The following is a 14,604-nucleotide window of genomic DNA, read 5'->3' as shown; positions in this document are numbered from 1 at the left end:
GCCAGGCTGTAGCCTCGTGAGGTTTCAGGCAGACAAAAGCCGCGCATCCGGTTCCCCGCTCGGGGGTCGGATGCGCGGCTTTTTACGTGTGTACTTTAGACCAGCGCCTTACTTGGATGCGCGCTGGAAGTCGCTGTCGGTCTTGCCCCACAGGCCGTAGACCTTGGCGAGTTCCTTGACCTTCTTTGCACGCAGGTAGCGCGGCAGGTAGGAGCCGTCGCGGGGGCCGTCGAGGGGCACGTCGAGCATCTGGTGTGCTTCTTCGATTTCGAGCTCGCTCGGGGAGAATGCCGCGTTGATGGTCTCAGCCTGGCGAATGTCGAGGGTGATCTTACCGGTCATGCCGTGGTCGTTCGCGTAGCCGCATGCCTTGGAGAGGTCAGCGCCGTATGCGCCGAGGGTCGGGCCGTCGATGGGGCCGGGCAGACCACCCAGGGTGGAGGCGATGACCAGCTGCGAACGCACGTAGGCGAGCGCCATGGGGGTTGCGGAGGAGCCGGTGTCGCGGCGGTAGTCGCCTGCACCGAATGCGAGGCGGAAAGTGCCGATTGCGCGCGCAATTTCGACGGAGTGGTGCACACCGAGTGCAGACTCGATCAGCGCGATGATGGGGGTTCCGGGGGGCAGCTCGGCTGCGGTGCGGTCAATGTCGGTGGCGTGCTCTGCGGTGGCGAGCATGACGCCTCGCAGGCCCTTCACGTTCTTGAGGGCCTTGACGTCCTTCCACCAGTGTTCGGTGGTGATGGCGTTGATTCGCACCCATGCGACGACGCCGGAGTTGAGCATACGGACGACCTGTTCGCGGGCGGCGTCCTTCTCTTCGGCGGGGCAGCCGTCTTCGAGGTCAATGATGATGGAGTCAGCCTCAGATTCGAAGGCCTCTTCAAAAACTTCTTCAGTGGAGTTGGCGCGCACGAGGAGCCAGGAACGAGAGAGGCTGGGGCGCAGCTGACGCGCACGCTCATTGCGGTGGAATTCAAACATGGTGTGTGACTTCTTCCGTGAATTGTATATGCATTGGGTTGTGCCGTAGAGGGGCAGGAAAAAGCCTGCGGTTCTTCCGCGCGTACCATCGCATTGTGTCGTCACCTCCATTGTGACGGAACCGCATAAGAAGTGTCCTACACCTCTTCTTTAAGCGTATCGCCTGTTGAGGTGCACATCAAACTAACCCGCCTGTTGACCGCAATTTAGGCCCTGTGTTATGCCTCAATCAGCTGGGTGCGGCCCACGGGGATTCCATCGTCGAAGGTCAGCTTGCCGGCGGCTTCCTTCTGGGCGCGCTGAATCAGACGTTCGGCATCCTCAATGTGCTGGATGACGGTTTCCACGCGACGGTGCACGCTCACCTGGCGGTCGCATCCGGTGGCACAGTTGCCGAAGCAACGTGCCATGGCGAGCGCTTCGGCGCAGAGTGCCACGGCGTTACCTGCCTTGGAGAGGGCGCGGTTCAGGTCGGAGTAGGTGCCGAACGGGGAGGCGGGAATATCGCCGTCGCTGGGGGCGAGGCGGTGCGCTTCCATAGCGACTGCACGCACGCGCGGAATCAGGTCGGCGAGCGCGTTTGCGTCCGGCACGATGAGCTCAATCATGGAGGCGGACGAATCGGTTGCCGCTAGGCGTTCGAGGACCTGGTGGAAGCGGTCAATGCCGCGAATGAACCGGTCGTGGGATCGGCGCCAGATGCCTTTGCCGAGTTCGGCGTCGTCGCGGCGCGATTGCAGGTAGCTTTTAAGTCCCATACGTCCTCCTCTGCGTGGTGTGTGTGCCGTGTTTGTTGGTCGGTGGAGGTTGCCGGTGATGGGCTCTGCGGCGACCCGCAAACCTCCCTATGCTTAGGTTACCCTAAATTTCTTTTAGTGACGAGATGTCAGCAGTCAGCTGTTTATTTCAAACCCAGATTTTCTTCACGCCGCTCACGCGACGCTCCCCGCGGTGCCAGCCTAAAATGGCACCGGCCTAAAATAGCACCGCGGGGGCGCAGCGATTTCTAGACCATCCGCAGCACAATCTTGCCGCGATGCTGACCCGAGTCGAAGTATTCGTGGGCGGCAGCCGCCTCCTCCATGTCGAAGATACGGTCCAGACCCACGCCAATCCTGCCGGATTCAATCAGCGGCAGCACGTGTTCGCGTACACCGCGCAGAATCTCAGCCTTCTGCTGATCCGAACGGGTGCGCAGGCTCGTAGCGTGCACCGACAGGCGGCGGGAGAGCATGTACCCCAGGTTCACTTCTGCTTTGGCACCGCCCATCAGACCGATAATGCACAGGTGCCCGCCGTCGGCGAGGGTGTGCAGGTTGTCGTCCAGGTACTTTCCGCCCACGACGTCGAGGATGTAGTCAGCGCCGCGTCCGCCAGTTTCAGCCAGCAGAACTTCACAGAACGAATGTTCGGTATAAATAATGGGTTCCGCGCCTAGTGAGCGCACATATTCTGCTTTTTCCTCGGTGCCCACGGTTGCGAACACGCGGGTACCTACGGCGAGCGCCAGCTGGATGGCGTGCACACCGATACCGCCGGTACCGCCGTGAATGAGCACCACCGCGGGTTCGCCGTCTTCCTTGAGGTTTTCGGCGGGGTTCATGCTCATACCGCAGGTGAGCACCAGGTTCGAGTAGACGGTTGCCGCGACTTCGGGAATACCGGCGGCTTCGGCGAAGCTCAGCTGTTCGGGTACGGGCAGCACGTGGTCGACCGGTACGGTCACGTAGTCGGCGTAGCCGCCTCCAGCGAGGAGCGCCATGACGGGGGTGCCGCGGTTCTCTACGGAGGCACCTTCACCGACCGCTTCGATAACGCCGGCCACTTCGAGGCCGTAGATGGCGCTCGCGCCGGCGGGCGGCGGGTAGAATCCGCGGCGTTGCAGGGCGTCGGCGCGGTTGATTCCGGCGGCGTGAACACGGATGAGAACTTCGTGGGATCGGGGTACGGGGGCGGGGACTTCGCTGATTGTCAGAGCCTCAGGTCCACCGTGACTGTTCTCAATAATTGCTCTCATGAGTCCTCCTCATTGCCGGAAGCACCATCGTTGGTGCGCGATTTACAGAAAGCTTATCGCATGAGATAATCTCGTAGTGCCCTGCGGCACGGTATTGCCATAAAATGCCGGTCTCTGGTGCGTATGGATGGTTGTCCGAGCGGCCGAAGGAGCTGGTCTTGAAAACCAGTAGGCGGTAACCCCGTCTCAAGGGTTCAAATCCCTTACCATCCGCGTTTTAGCTTCTGCTCCACGTGTGGAGCGCAAAGAGCCCCGTTCCTCGTATTGAGGAGCGGGGCTCTTTGCATACGCCATTTTGAGTTACCGGGAGCATCGTTAGTGGATGTGTGACAATGCGTTCACAATCAGCATGATAAGGGCGGCAATACCGATGAAAATGCATAGCCCCAGACCGTTGAGAATCAGACCGCCGATGGCACGGACACCGTACCGTCGTGCCACGAACCCCTGCCAGATGCCCAGAATGTTCAGGATTGGGGCAAGGATAGCTACCAGCAGAGCACTTTCTTCAAGACCTTGGACAAAACCCCAGAACCCTAGAACGAAGGACAGCGGGCCGAGGAAGGCAAAAAGTAGGGAGAAGTTCGCTGCTCTTTTACCGGTTTGTTCCCTCTGCACGTCGGGAGGTAGCTCGCTCGCAGGTAGCAACTCATTGTCCGTATCGTCAGCATCGAGTTGCTCGTTGCCCGTTCCCTGGTAGAGCTTGGCGTATTCGGGGTTGTAATCGAAAGCTTCATTGTTTTGGGGTAACTGCGACATCGCATCCACAACCTTTCAGGATCTACACGCGTTAGTTGAATACCTCAGCCTGGTGCTTCGCAAAAACCTATTCGCCGTTGAACCACGCCCACACAATCAGTACGTACACGAGGACAAGCTTGGCGATAGCTATCCAGCTCAGGATTCGACCCGCAAGAGAAACTACGCCGTAACTATCCGCTTCCTTAGCTTTATGTAGACCAAGGACACTTAAGATGATGGTGGGGATACCGAAAAACCACGGACCCGACACCATGATGTTGATGAGGCTGAGCACACCGAAAGTGAGTGAAAGTTGGGAGGCTCGTTCCCCTAGATTAGTCGCTGTTTTCCCACCGCTCTGCATCATAGGGGGCTCTTCAATATCAGCACCCTGTTTGTGGCGATGAGGTTTCGAGCGCAGACCAGCTGCTGGGTCGGAATACGGGCCTAGGATTGGATCCTGCATCGTTGCATAATAACCTTTCAATACCGGGTGTTACGTGTCTATCGAAGTGAGAGAGCGCTCAGGCTCGTCGACGGGCCTGCATCATTGAAGCCGTACAGAGCAAACCCAATCATTATGATGAAGCCGACGATGGCGATGACAATGACCATCCCTATCCCACTGAGAAACAGACCCACGTTGGCGTCCTCACCGTGCTGTCTTGCCACTCGTGCTTGCCAGAGACCCAAGAAGTTCAGTAATGGCGCAGCAATGATTATTGGCATGCCGATACCAAAGCCATGGGAAACCCACCAAAACGCTAGGGCGAGAGCAAGCATACCGAAGACACCGAAAATCAGGGAGAGATTTGCGGCTTTTTCGCCAGGGCCCATCTTCCACACGCTCGAAGAGAACTCACTCGCGGGTAGCGGCTGGTCGTCCGTACCAGACTGCACGCTGTCGTTCCCCCGGTGGGTCTTGGCGTATTCGGGATTGTCATCAAAAACTTCATTATTTTGGGGTAGCTGCGACATCGCATCCACAACCTTTCACGTACCGACACAGATGCTAAACCCACCCTAGACCTTCCCCCGCGCGGGAACAAGCATGTCAGGACCAATCCACGAGATATACGGCATATACACGGCAAAGCCCCGTTCCTCGTATTGAGGAGCGGGGCTTTTGCGTACCCTCCAATGAGGGTGAAAGTGTTTAGAAGAATGCCAGTATCTGCACAGTCTCCACGAGACTAGAATTTGCGGCAGAATCAGAAAGAGCCAGCATAATTGCTAGCAGAAGACCTCCGCCGAAAAGCACCAGGAACATGCCACCAATGGCTACGCTAATCCAGTTCAAGATACGACCAGCTGAAGCAGCCGCACCATAACGCTCTGCCTCGTTCGCCTTGAAAATACCGATAACACCCAGAATCAGGGAAGGCAGACCAAACAGCCACCAGCTGAGAGTCACTATACACGCCAAGCTGATAATACCCAGCACCGTGGAAGTCTGAGCAGCCTTCTCACCGGCAAGCTGCTCGGGGGTCTTCTGCAAAAAACCCATAGGAACCATCATGGGCTGACCGTACTGGTCGGGCTGCTGGTACTGCTGACCGTACGGGTCATACTGATTCTGACCATATGGGTCTTGACCGTACGAATTCTGACCGTACTGGTCATAAGAATACTGATCGTAGGAGCTCTGCCCGTACTGGCCGTAAGAACCCTGACCGTATTGGCCATACTGACCGTACTGAGTGTTCTGCCCGTACTGGCCGTTCTGGTTGTACTGCTCGTTCAGACGGTTGTAGTCCGGGTTGTAGTCGTAGGGGTCTGAACCCCGAGGAGTCTGAGACATGGCATCTCACTTTCGTACGGCTGGTGTGTGTTAAACCTAATTCACCCTAACCCATGAATGGAACGGGTACAACTAAGGCCGTTATGCAACCCCGCACAACAGACTTTGATGCGCTGGATATGCGCCTTATCAGGTACGCAAAAGCCCCGCTCCTCACATCGAGGAACGGGGCTTCCGCTATACCCTGCGAATGAGCTCTTAGAAGAGTGCCAGGGTGCTGACCAGCTCAGTAAAGTGGTTGGAAGAGGAAGAAGCAGCACCTGCCGCGCCGATAAGACCCAGCAGCAGGAAACCACCGATTACAACCAAGAACAGGCCACCAAAAGCTGCGTTAATCCAGCCCATGATGCGACCGCCCGAAGCTGCAGTGCCAAAACGCTCAGCCTCATTAGCCTTCATAATGCCGATAACACCCATGATCAGCGAGGGCAGACCGAACAGCCACCAGCTAACAAAGAAGTTGCAGATCAGACCAATAATGCCGAGCACCATGGAGGTCTGACCAGCCTTCTCGCCAGCAAGCTGCTCGGGGGTCTTCTGAACAATGCCGACAGGCACCATCATAGGCTGACCGTACTGACCAGGCTGCTGGTACTGCTGCTGGTACTGCTGCTGACCGTTCTGAGCGTTCTGCTCGTTCAGGTTGCCGTATTCCGGGTTGTAGTCGTAGGAGTTAGAGTCCTGCGGGTTCTGAGACATGTGGTCCCTCTTTCGTGTGAATGGTGTGTATTGAACCTTACTCACCCTAACCTATCGCTGAGGTGGGCACAAACGGATTCGTCATTCTGGAGCTATCCGCAGCATATATGCACTGACCAGAAAACTGATGAGGCGCACAGAAGCCCGCGTGCGCACGGGGCGCTCGCGGGCTTTCTCAAATCATGAGGCTACTGCAGGTAGCTTCAATCTTACTGCTTTACAAAAATCTTCAGAGCGACCAGCAAAATAATACTGACGACACCCAGAACAGTACCGGCAATAGCCATACCGCGGTTCTTCAGCTCGGGGTTATTCATAGCCAGGCGGCCGGTCGCAATAGCTACAGCACCAAGGATGAAACCGAGGACAAAGAAGCTCACAATACCGCTCACCAGAGAGACAATCGACAGGGTCTTTGCCTTCTTCGCCTGAGCCTGCTGCTCAGGGGTCTGAACGGGCACACCGTAAGGAGCCTGCTGATTGAACTGAGGTGCCTGCTGGCTAAACTGGGGGTCCTGGTTGAACTGGGGCTGGGGGTTGTTGGGGTTTTCAGACATGATCTCTCATTTCGTTGAGTAAATAAGACACCTCTGGCAACGTTGCATGGAAAAATCACACGCCAGAGACGCCCTCTATTTATCGGTTGGACAGTAGCAGTCTATCGAAAATGTATATGAGCCTCAAAGCGCACAATCCATAATCCGCCCTATAAAGCAACACATACTCAGAGATATCCTCCAAAGCACGGGCCGAATTGACCAAGCGCAAAACAGCCTATATTCTTATAGGGATGCGCTCACGAGCGCACCGTGGAGACGTGCCAGAGCGGCCGAATGGACTTCACTGCTAATGAAGGGTCGGGGTTAAACTCGACCGGGGGTTCAAATCCCCCCGTCTCCGCCACAAAAAGCCCCGTACCGGTTGGTACGGGGCTTTTGCTTTACCCATCTCATTCAGGCACGAAGCCTAGAAGCTCTTGGGCTAGAAGTTTCAGGACTAGAAGCACTTGAAATCCACGAGGCGCGCATCCGCACCATCAAGCAGAGCCCACTCCCCCGGCACCTCAAATACCGCAATGGAAGAGGGCGGGAAACCGTAATACACATCCATGGACGCGTTCGGGTCAGAATCTGGGCTCATCAGACGCTGCGCGGCATCCTGCACGCCGGGCAGATGCGACACCACCATCAGAGAATGAACATTCTCCGAAACACTGTTAATGCGCGCAATAATGCGGGACGCAGACACCTCGTACAGCCCCTCATCCAGATGAGCGGTAGGCGCCTTCGCCCCCAAACCATCCGAAACCCAAGTCGTCGTCTGACGAGTACGCAAAGCCGACGACGACATAATCTGCTCCGGAATATAACCGCGAGCCGCCAGCCAGGCGCCAGCAGCGGCAGCCTGCTCATGGCCGCGCTTCGTCAGCGGACGATCAAAATCATTCAGACCCCAATCAGCCTCCGCATGGCGCATAATAATCAGACGCTTGACCCCGCTGCGGTGCGAGCCAGATGCAGTGTTGGAAGAATTTTCAGCCATACACCCATTCTATCTAGAGGGCGCCGGATCGTGCCGCACGCCGCCACAGCACGCACACTAACACCCCCAGGCGGGCACAAGTAAACCCCGGCGCACCGGCATGACGCCAGCACACCGGGGTGCACTCTACAGAAGCTAAATTCTGTACACGCTAAATCGAGTATTCCGGAGCAGCCCAGACAACAACCTCGGGGTGCTCAAAGAAGCGGTAACCCTGACCGCGCACCGTACGCACGGTACCCGAGAGGCGGCCCAGCTTCGAACGCAGACGACGAATATGCACGTCAATTGTACGCTCATGCGGATGCTCGTCACCGGAGCTCCACAGCGCCTTCAGCAGCTCCTCACGACCCACGGTGCGGGAAGAGTTCTCCACCAGGTGTGCCAGCAGCTCGAACTCCTTGAAAGTCAGCATGAGCGGCTCACCATCCAGGAACACCTCGCGGCGTGCCAAATCAATCAGCACACCCGAAGAGTGGCTATTCGTGGTCTCTGCTTCGCGGGCGACATTCGCCTCCGGGTGCATGTACATTGCGGTCGGGTCGCCGAGCGCATTACGTACCACCTCAAGGTCGCTACCCTCAGCGTTCACCGGAGCCAACGCCACAGCGGCGTACGACTCCGACTCGGGAGCCAGGTGGTGTGCATAAGTGCGCAGATCTTGAACGATACGCACCAGGGAGGTGCCGTTCGCTGCAGCAAGTTCCTCATTCAAACCCACATAGAGCACAAAGCCGCGTGCCTCATTTTCCTGAGCCTGCTTATGGGCAGAGTCACCGGCTGAGAAAGTCATCGGACGCAACGTTGCGGCCTGCGCAGCGGGACGCTGAGGCTGCACGACCTGGCGCTTAGCGGCGCGGCCGCGCTGGGAGATGTGGACATATCCAGGTACAGCGCCTGACATGGTTCAACCTTCTCTCAAAGTCTGTGTACGGGATCCCTGTCGTACGTAGTGTGGGGTGCGCCGGAAGTGACGCCGAGTCAAACAGTCCCCAATACCTGTTCGAGCTTCAATCCTCTTACTTAATATTTCTCCTATTTGACGGATAAATCAAGCGGATTCAGCATAGTGGATTCATCTTTATGGGCGAGAGGAGTACAATGCCCCCTCTCATGTTTTAGGGTTTCAGGGACTACCTGAAGCTTTCAGTATTTTTTTCCCTTATAAATATTCATAGCTTCTTTTATTTACTGGTTCCACCCTGTATTTTCATGTGAAGCTGTGAATATGCTCAATATATTTTGAACCCTTCAAAACATTATAGTGTTCCTCATCACATACTATTAAGGGTGTTTCATAAACCCACACAAGCGCCCAACAACACCATAAACACCCAAGACAGCAGACCGTTAGACACACATCCCCCAACACCACACCATATAACCTGCGCACAGCCTCCAGCAGATACAACAAAGCGCCCCCGCACATGCTTAAACATATGCAGAGGCGCCCCACTCACATCACGTGAATAACGCTGAAAAACTACTCAGCCAGACCGTACAGGCGGTCACCAGCATCGCCCAGACCCGGAATAATGTACGCCTTCTCGTTCAGACGCTCATCACGAGCAGCCAGGAACAGGTCAACATTCTCCATACCCTCAATGCCCTTCTCCAGAGCAGCAATGCCCTCAGGAGCAGCAATCAGGCACACGCAAGTCACAGACTCAGCACCACGCTCACGCAGGAACTTAATTGCCTCGATCAGAGTGCCACCGGTAGCCAGCATCGGATCCAGCAGGTACACCTGACGACCAGTCAGGTCCTCCGGCAGACGCTCAGCATAAGTCACAATATCCAGCGTTTCCTCATTACGAGCCATACCCAGGAAGCCCACCTCAGCGGTCGGCACCATGCGAGTCATACCCTCAAGCATGCCCAGACCAGCACGCAGAATCGGAACAACCAGCGGCTTAGGATCAGCAATACGAACACCGGTAGTAGTCGCCACCGGAGTCACAACCTCAACCTCTTCCACACGAATCTCGCGAGTCGCCTCATAGGCAAGAAGGGTCACCAGCTCATCAACCAGCTGACGGAAAATCGGGGACGGGGTGTTCTTATCACGCAGAACACTAATCTTGTGAGAGACCAGCGGGTGGTCAAGAATCTTAATACGCATAATACGATTTTACCCACCCCCGAATCAGCAAGCACCGGCAAAGCCCCGGAAGTGGCACACAACCTATAAAACGAGGCGAAGTACCCCCGCACAAACACCCACCAACGCACCCGCCAACACCACCCCAGAACAATCCAGGCATGCGAAAACCCGCCGAGACGAATCTCGACGGGTTTTCGTTGGTGCGGTGGTGGAGGGATTTGAACCCCCGTTGGCTTTTACACCAAACATCATTTCGAGTGATGCACCTTCGGCCGCTCGGACACACCACCAACAGTGGAAAACTATAGCACACCCCCAACAGGAGAGCAAGAAAAACCGCGTGCGGCAGCCGGGTGTCGCCCTCTTCACGGCCCCTTTTCACCGTGCCCTTTTCGACACCCGACACCGAAGTCCCGGCTACGTCTACAGACCCCAACAGGTCCGCCTAATGACGGATATACCCATCTACAACCAGCATGACAGCACGCGTTGCATCCTCAGCATTGCGCTCCGCCTGATGCACTTCACGATCCATAGCAAACATGTAAATCGCGCCGAACATAGAGATCGCAATCGCACGAGGATTCTGAGCGGTATCAACCGTATAGCGGCGAGCCACAGCCTCCGTCATCTCCTCCAAAAAATCCAGAAGATTCAGACGGTTATCGCTCATCGCCTCAGTCCAACCATCCGCACCCTTCCACGCCTCCGAAAGCCACATCCTAGTAAAACCCGGACGGTCCTCAAGATACTGGAACGCGGCGCGAACAGCACTCCGCAACGCCTCACGCGGATCAGAATGAACCGACGCCGCGCGACGCGCATCGCTCAGCAGCAACTGCGTGCCGTACTGAACCAGCTGATCCACCATGGTCTTCTTAGAACCGAAGTTGTAATACACGGTTCCCTTAGAAACACCCGCCCGGGCAGCCACCTCTTCAACAGTGGCGTACTCAAGCCCCTTTTCGGTCATGATTTCCATAGCAGCGTTGAACAACTTCAACTGAGTTCTACCTGTACGGCCGGGACGACGACTTGAAGCTTCAGCGACTGGGCGCTGCAACATCAGCAGTCCTCCCTCCCTTTTTGCAGATATATCTCTATTTTATTAGACAGTTTTCCCCCGGTGCGACTAAACAGGGTTTGTTACACCGTAATCTCCGGAGCCAGCTTCTTCAGCGACCACGTACGATCACGACGCGTGCCAATGTAACCCAACATCAGACCAGCCAGACCCCACAGAGTCAAAACCAGCATGATGCCCCACAGGCTCGACTCATTAATGCCATACGCCAAACGACGCGTACCCGCCACCGCATAGCCCATCGGGAAGAAATCATGCATCCAACGAATCGACTCAGGCAAAGTCTCATACGGCATCGTGCCGCCCGCAGTAATCAGCTGCAGAATCAGAATGACCAAAGCAACAAGCTTACCCGGCGCACCCAAAATCACCGTCAAACCATGAATGAAACCGGTAAAGACCAAAGCCACATAGCAGAGGAACAGCCACACCAGCCACGGATGAGCCATCTCAAAGCCCAAACCAAACTTAATCGCGGCAAACATCAGGGTCGCCTGCGCAATACCCACCAGGCCGAACGGCATCCAGCTACCGAGCATCACACGAATCGACGGAGCATGCGAAGCCAACGCACGGTTGTTCATCACGCGCAACGTCTGAACCAGCATCAAGCCGCCAATCCACAACGCCAAGCACATGAAGAACGGGCCCATGCCCTCACCATAGTTACGAGCCGACGCCAGCGACTCCTGCGACAAAGTCACAGGGTTCGACATCGTATCCGCAACCTTCGCCTGATCAGTCGGCGCAAGACTCGGAACCTGCTTAGCACCAGAAGCCAGGCCGCTCTCCAGCGACGAAGTACCATCCTTCAACTCGGAAGCACCATCATTCAGCTGAGTAGAACCATCAGACAGCTTCGCCGTACCGTCAGAAAGCTGCGACGCACCATCCTTCAGCTCATTCGCGCCATCAGCCAGCTTCTGCTGACCCTCAACCGCAGACTGCTCCTTCTCCGCCAAAGTACCGCTACCATCCTTCAGCTCGGCAGTGCCGTTCTTCAAAGAATCAGTACCCTCCTTCAGCTCAGAAGCACCACCCGCCAGAGTCGCAGAACCACTCGCAAGGCTCGAAGCACCCGAAGCGATCTTGGAATTACCATCAGCCAGGGTCGCCGAACCCGACGCCAACGAGGACGCGCCAGCATCCACACGAGCGGCACCATCAGCCACCGACGAAGCGCCCTTGGCAAGCGAAGACGCACCGGAATCCAGCGAATCCACGCCAGCCACCAAAGTCTGAATCTTTGCCGCAGTCGACGACGTACCATCAGACACACAATGGCTCGACTTCAACGCACTCAACTTCGACAGGGCATCAGTAGCGGCAGCATCACGAGTAGCCAGATGCGACTGCAGAGCCTTCTGATTCAGCTCAGCAACCTCATTCTTCGTCTCCTCAGAATCAACAGCAGCGACCAGCTGATCAGCCTGCTCCTGAGTCAACGTACCCGCCTCAACCAGCGGAGTCACCTGAGCACGCACCTTCTGCGCACTCGCAGACACCACAGTATTCGACAAGTCACGACCAAAATCGCCGCTACCAGCAGAAGTATCCGTCTCATGCAGACGCATGCACATCGCGTTCAGCTCAGCCGGCAACTCACGAATACCAGCCTGATCCATGCCTTCACGCAACTGATGAATACCCGACGCCAAATCATTAGCGCCCTTCGCAACCGCCGCTGAACCGTCCTTCAAGCTCGCAGTACCCTCAGCCAGGGTCGCCGAACCGTCCTTTAGCTTCGACGCACCCTCAGAAGCAGACGCCGCCGCCGAAGCCAAGGTCGACGAACCATCCTTCAAGCTCGAGGCACCATCAGCAAGCTTCGCGGCGCCAGAATCCAGCTTCGCGGCGCCAGAATCCAAAGTTGAAACACCATCAGCAAGCTTCGCAGCGCCCTCAGCCAACTGCTTCTGACCATCCAACAACTGGGACTGGCCATCAGCCAGGGAGGAGGTGCCGTCCTTCAGCTTCACGGCGCCATCATTCACCGTGGCGGTGCCGTCCTTCAGCTGAGTGATAGCGTCAGCCAGCTTCACCGTACCGTTATTCACCTTCAACGCACCATCAGCAGCCTCACCCATCTTCGAATGAATAGTCGTGAAGCTAGCCAACAGCGAATTAGCCGTCGAATTACCGACCTTCTCAGCCACCGAATCACGCACCGCAGTGCCCGCCTTCGTGACAATATTCGTCAGCACATAGTTATTCGCGTCATTCGTAATGACCTCAATACCCGCCGAACGCGCATCAATAGGGCCCGTCTTACCGTCAGCATCAGGCTTAAACGAACCGGCACTCTGCAAATTACGCGAGAAATCCTTCGGAATCACCATCGCAAAGTCATAGGTGCCGTTCTCCACACCCTCGACAGCCTCAGTACGAGTCTGCACCTGGCGCCAATCAAACGTGCCAGCATCTAGAAGGCTCTTCTTCACGTCAGCACCGGTATTCACCTGCTGACCCTCAGAATCCGTCGCGCCCTCATCCTCAACCACCAGGGCACCCACAATGCCATTCACATGGCCGTAAGCATCCCAGTTGCCGTACAGGTACAGGGCACCGTACAGCAGCGGAATGCAGGACATCGCAAGGAGCACCAGAACCGGCAGAACACCGCTGGTCAGGCGCTTAAGCTCAACAAGAGCCACACGCAGAACAGTCATTCTTACTCCTTCTCAGCGGTCTTCTGGGCAACAGTCTTCTGGTTGCCGGTCTTCTGGTTATCAGTCTTATGGTCAGTGGTCTGAGCGGCTCCGGAAGTGCCGGATACCGCGGGGGTGAGGGAAATCGAAGAGGCCGAGGGGATTTCCTCCACCTCACGCACCTCAATCACGTCAATCACAGGCTCGGTCTGGGTTAGTTCCTCTGCCGCAGTCAGCTCTTCCGTCTCAGTCAGCTCTTCTGCAGGCTCCTCAGCCGGCTCAAACTCGCCGTCCTGATCCATGTGAACACTACCCACCACAGCACGGGCGCCCTGCCAGGACTCCGAAATATGCGGAACAATCGCCACCACAGTGCGAGGGCGATCCTCGTCAGTGGCAAGCTCCTCCAGGTAAGGAAGCCACATATAGGTGTGGTTCAAATGACGGGAGGGCGTGTCAAAAACCAGCAGGTCCGAAGGACTCGCCTGCGCCAAAGCCGCCATCAGCTCAATGTTCATCTCACCGTCAAGCTCATCCATCCACAGGCCGTCCAGGTCCTCAAGACCGCGTTCCTTCAGCCAGCGGCTCGCACGGGAACGACCAAAAACCGGCAGATTATAGGAGAGCATCTCAGACACGTAGTCGTGCACACGCATGTGCTGCTCGGGGGCGGTCACGTCAGGAGAGTCGATAATGTCACTGATACGACGCAGCTTCTTCATCGAAATCGGCTGCGGTTCCGCATCACCATCGCTCCAAAAAATCTCGCCACCCGACAGGGGCAAACGGCCGGTAAGAGCCAAACCCAGCGAGGTGCGCTCCATCTGGCTATCCGCCTGAATAATGATGACCTCACCCTGATTTACAGAAAAAGAGGTACGACCAAAAAGGGCGTGGTGACGCCCCTTAGCCCAAATATTGTCAACGCGAAGCACGAATAAATCCCCTTTAAATACAGGACGGTTCAGGTGAGTTTTGGGGAGC

15 protein-coding genes and 3 tRNA genes are annotated in these 14,604 nt (G+C 56.4%); 2 read left to right on the top strand and 16 right to left on the bottom strand.

Annotation, left to right across the window (positions count from 1 at the left end; all coding sequences use genetic code 11):
* Nucleotides 1-108: 108 nt before the first annotated feature.
* The 3 genes from HMPREF2710_RS04060 to HMPREF2710_RS04050 all read right to left on the bottom strand — a co-directional run bounded on the left by HMPREF2710_RS04060 (nt 109) and on the right by HMPREF2710_RS04050 (nt 3,001).
* Nucleotides 109-984: an HpcH/HpaI aldolase/citrate lyase family protein gene (locus HMPREF2710_RS04060; protein ID WP_049358271.1), complete on the bottom strand. Its 876-nt coding sequence runs from the start codon at nt 982-984 to the stop codon at nt 109-111.
* Nucleotides 985-1,202: 218 nt separating this feature from the next.
* Nucleotides 1,203-1,742 carry a dehydrogenase gene (locus tag HMPREF2710_RS04055; protein WP_070599649.1) on the bottom strand — a complete coding sequence of 180 codons (540 nt, stop codon included), beginning with the start codon at nt 1,740-1,742 and terminating at the stop codon, nt 1,203-1,205.
* 248 nt (nt 1,743-1,990) lie between these two features.
* Nucleotides 1,991-3,001, bottom strand: a complete 1,011-nt coding sequence (locus HMPREF2710_RS04050; RefSeq protein WP_070599646.1) for an NAD(P)H-quinone oxidoreductase — start codon at nt 2,999-3,001, stop codon at nt 1,991-1,993.
* Nucleotides 3,002-3,126: 125 nt separating this feature from the next.
* Between HMPREF2710_RS04050 and HMPREF2710_RS04045 the strand changes: the two genes are divergently transcribed.
* Nucleotides 3,127-3,214, top strand: a tRNA-Ser gene (locus HMPREF2710_RS04045).
* 102 nt (nt 3,215-3,316) lie between these two features.
* Here HMPREF2710_RS04045 and HMPREF2710_RS04040 read toward each other — a convergent pair.
* From HMPREF2710_RS04040 to HMPREF2710_RS04015, 6 genes are all read right to left on the bottom strand, one after another.
* Nucleotides 3,317-3,760 (bottom strand): hypothetical protein, encoded by a 444-nt coding sequence (locus tag HMPREF2710_RS04040; protein WP_070599644.1) that lies wholly within the window; start codon nt 3,758-3,760, stop codon nt 3,317-3,319.
* Nucleotides 3,761-3,827: 67 nt separating this feature from the next.
* Complete coding sequence (locus HMPREF2710_RS04035; protein ID WP_049353199.1) at nt 3,828-4,109, bottom strand: hypothetical protein; 282 nt, start codon at nt 4,107-4,109, stop codon at nt 3,828-3,830.
* A 137-nt stretch (nt 4,110-4,246) separates the two neighbouring features.
* On the bottom strand, nt 4,247-4,720 hold the full coding sequence (locus HMPREF2710_RS04030) for a hypothetical protein (RefSeq protein WP_070599642.1): 474 nt from the start codon (nt 4,718-4,720) through the stop codon (nt 4,247-4,249).
* A gap of 178 nt (nt 4,721-4,898) precedes the next feature.
* Nucleotides 4,899-5,543 (bottom strand): DUF4190 domain-containing protein, encoded by a 645-nt coding sequence (locus HMPREF2710_RS04025; RefSeq protein ID WP_049352300.1) that lies wholly within the window; start codon nt 5,541-5,543, stop codon nt 4,899-4,901.
* A gap of 198 nt (nt 5,544-5,741) precedes the next feature.
* A complete protein-coding gene (locus tag HMPREF2710_RS04020; RefSeq protein ID WP_049352303.1) occupies nt 5,742-6,242 on the bottom strand; it encodes a hypothetical protein in 501 nt (166 codons plus the stop codon).
* 209 nt (nt 6,243-6,451) lie between these two features.
* Entirely contained in the window at nt 6,452-6,799 is a 348-nt protein-coding gene (locus HMPREF2710_RS04015; RefSeq protein ID WP_049340397.1) for a DUF4190 domain-containing protein, read from the bottom strand.
* 254 nt (nt 6,800-7,053) lie between these two features.
* Here HMPREF2710_RS04015 and HMPREF2710_RS04010 point away from each other — a divergent pair.
* Nucleotides 7,054-7,145, top strand: a tRNA-Ser gene (locus HMPREF2710_RS04010).
* 93 nt (nt 7,146-7,238) lie between these two features.
* Here HMPREF2710_RS04010 and HMPREF2710_RS04005 read toward each other — a convergent pair.
* The 7 genes from HMPREF2710_RS04005 to HMPREF2710_RS03975 all read right to left on the bottom strand — a co-directional run bounded on the left by HMPREF2710_RS04005 (nt 7,239) and on the right by HMPREF2710_RS03975 (nt 14,555).
* Nucleotides 7,239-7,784 carry a SixA phosphatase family protein gene (locus tag HMPREF2710_RS04005; protein WP_070599640.1) on the bottom strand — a complete coding sequence of 182 codons (546 nt, stop codon included), beginning with the start codon at nt 7,782-7,784 and terminating at the stop codon, nt 7,239-7,241.
* Between the two features lie 151 nt (nt 7,785-7,935).
* Nucleotides 7,936-8,688 carry a winged helix-turn-helix domain-containing protein gene (locus HMPREF2710_RS04000; protein ID WP_070599639.1) on the bottom strand — a complete coding sequence of 251 codons (753 nt, stop codon included), beginning with the start codon at nt 8,686-8,688 and terminating at the stop codon, nt 7,936-7,938.
* Nucleotides 8,689-9,267: 579 nt separating this feature from the next.
* Nucleotides 9,268-9,906 carry a uracil phosphoribosyltransferase gene (gene upp, locus HMPREF2710_RS03995; protein WP_005504417.1) on the bottom strand — a complete coding sequence of 213 codons (639 nt, stop codon included), beginning with the start codon at nt 9,904-9,906 and terminating at the stop codon, nt 9,268-9,270.
* A 185-nt stretch (nt 9,907-10,091) separates the two neighbouring features.
* Nucleotides 10,092-10,178: transfer RNA gene (locus HMPREF2710_RS03990), tRNA-Ser, on the bottom strand.
* Nucleotides 10,179-10,333: 155 nt separating this feature from the next.
* Nucleotides 10,334-10,954 carry a TetR/AcrR family transcriptional regulator gene (locus HMPREF2710_RS03985; RefSeq protein ID WP_005504416.1) on the bottom strand — a complete coding sequence of 207 codons (621 nt, stop codon included), beginning with the start codon at nt 10,952-10,954 and terminating at the stop codon, nt 10,334-10,336.
* Nucleotides 10,955-11,034: 80 nt separating this feature from the next.
* Nucleotides 11,035-13,641: a YhgE/Pip domain-containing protein gene (locus HMPREF2710_RS03980; RefSeq protein ID WP_070599637.1), complete on the bottom strand. Its 2,607-nt coding sequence runs from the start codon at nt 13,639-13,641 to the stop codon at nt 11,035-11,037.
* A gap of 2 nt (nt 13,642-13,643) precedes the next feature.
* Nucleotides 13,644-14,555 carry an ABC transporter ATP-binding protein gene (locus HMPREF2710_RS03975; RefSeq protein ID WP_246824526.1) on the bottom strand — a complete coding sequence of 304 codons (912 nt, stop codon included), beginning with the start codon at nt 14,553-14,555 and terminating at the stop codon, nt 13,644-13,646.
* Nucleotides 14,556-14,604 lie beyond the last annotated feature (49 nt).

The organism is Rothia sp. HMSC069D01 (genome assembly GCF_001810135.1).
Classification (GTDB): Bacteria; Actinomycetota; Actinomycetes; order Actinomycetales; family Micrococcaceae; genus Rothia.
This window is presented reverse-complemented; position numbering and strand designations above follow the sequence as displayed.

Bases quoted from the DNA above. Each gene is read 5' to 3' on its own strand.
- HMPREF2710_RS04050 (WP_070599646.1), bottom strand. From the start codon at position 3,001: ATGAGAGCAATTATTGAGAACAGTCACGGTGGACCTGAGGCTCTGACA.
- HMPREF2710_RS04020 (WP_049352303.1), bottom strand. From the start codon at position 6,242: ATGTCTCAGAACCCGCAGGACTCTAACTCCTACGACTACAACCCGGAA.
- HMPREF2710_RS04025 (WP_049352300.1), bottom strand. From the start codon at position 5,543: ATGTCTCAGACTCCTCGGGGTTCAGACCCCTACGACTACAACCCGGAC.
- HMPREF2710_RS04005 (WP_070599640.1), bottom strand. From the start codon at position 7,784: ATGGCTGAAAATTCTTCCAACACTGCATCTGGCTCGCACCGCAGCGGG.
- HMPREF2710_RS03985 (WP_005504416.1), bottom strand. From the start codon at position 10,954: ATGTTGCAGCGCCCAGTCGCTGAAGCTTCAAGTCGTCGTCCCGGCCGT.
- HMPREF2710_RS04060 (WP_049358271.1), bottom strand. From the start codon at position 984: ATGTTTGAATTCCACCGCAATGAGCGTGCGCGTCAGCTGCGCCCCAGC.
- HMPREF2710_RS04035 (WP_049353199.1), bottom strand. From the start codon at position 4,109: ATGATGCAGAGCGGTGGGAAAACAGCGACTAATCTAGGGGAACGAGCC.
- HMPREF2710_RS04040 (WP_070599644.1), bottom strand. From the start codon at position 3,760: ATGTCGCAGTTACCCCAAAACAATGAAGCTTTCGATTACAACCCCGAA.
- upp (WP_005504417.1), bottom strand. From the start codon at position 9,906: ATGCGTATTAAGATTCTTGACCACCCGCTGGTCTCTCACAAGATTAGT.
- HMPREF2710_RS04055 (WP_070599649.1), bottom strand. From the start codon at position 1,742: ATGGGACTTAAAAGCTACCTGCAATCGCGCCGCGACGACGCCGAACTC.
- HMPREF2710_RS04030 (WP_070599642.1), bottom strand. From the start codon at position 4,720: ATGTCGCAGCTACCCCAAAATAATGAAGTTTTTGATGACAATCCCGAA.
- HMPREF2710_RS04000 (WP_070599639.1), bottom strand. From the start codon at position 8,688: ATGTCAGGCGCTGTACCTGGATATGTCCACATCTCCCAGCGCGGCCGC.
- HMPREF2710_RS04015 (WP_049340397.1), bottom strand. From the start codon at position 6,799: ATGTCTGAAAACCCCAACAACCCCCAGCCCCAGTTCAACCAGGACCCC.
- HMPREF2710_RS03980 (WP_070599637.1), bottom strand. From the start codon at position 13,641: ATGACTGTTCTGCGTGTGGCTCTTGTTGAGCTTAAGCGCCTGACCAGC.